This is a genomic window from Kocuria salsicia (genome assembly GCF_007681555.1).
GTDB classification, from domain to species: Bacteria; Actinomycetota; Actinomycetes; order Actinomycetales; family Micrococcaceae; genus Kocuria; species Kocuria salsicia.
The window spans coordinates 1-810 of the sequence record NZ_VELE01000032.1 but is presented as its reverse complement, the minus strand read 5'-3'; the positions used below and the strand labels follow the sequence as shown (position 1 = coordinate 810).

Annotated in this window: 1 pseudogene; it reads left to right on the top strand. The window is 69.3% G+C overall.

The window, feature by feature from the left end:
- Positions 1 to 127 precede the first annotated feature (127 nt).
- Positions 128 to 810, top strand: a pseudogene (locus FS770_RS13555) (transposase); the annotation flags it as partial.

Below are 810 nucleotides of genomic sequence, written 5' to 3'. Positions count from 1 at the left end.
TTTTGGGGCTCTTCACAGATGAGGGTGTAGGCGTGGTGCGACCTGGGGCGGCGCGTCGGTGTCGGGGTGAGGGTCGAGGTCTTCCGATGATGGGAGTTCTCACACAACCCGTCCGGAAGACCTCGACGTGCCTGACGCTACCTTCACCCGCCTCGACGGCCTCGGTCTGGAGGTCACCGGCCAGCTGCTCGAGCTTGACCGGTCCGTGCTGGCGTGCCGGGTCGTGGAGCCGGACGACTGGTGCAGGCGGTGCGGCTGCCAGGGCGTGCCCCGTGACACGGTGAGCAGGGAGTTGGCGCACGAGCCGTTCGGGTGGCGCCCTACCACGCTGGTGCTCACCGTGCGCCGCTACCGCTGCAAGGAGTGCTCGCACGTGTGGCGTTAGGACACCACCGCTGCGGCGCCGCCGCGGGCCAAGATCTCCCGCGCCGGCCTGCGGTGGGGTCTGGTCGGGATCGTCGTCGGCCACCTGTCGATGGCCCGAGTTGCCGAAGGCCTGGGAGTCTCGTGGAACACCGCCAACGACGCGGTCCTGGCTGAGGGCCGGCGTCTGCTCATCGAGGACCCGACCCGCCTGGACGGTGTCAAGGTCGTCGGGGTCGATGAGCACGTGTGGCGCCACACCCGCCGCGGTGACAAGTACGTCACCGTGATCATCGACCTCACCCCGGTCCGGGACGGCACCGGGCCCTCACGCCTGCTGGACGTGGTCGAAGGTCGCTCGAAGAAGGCGTTCAAGGACTGGCTGGCCGAGCGGGACCAGGCTTGGCGCGATGGGATCGAGGTCGTGGCCATGGATGGGTTCGCGGG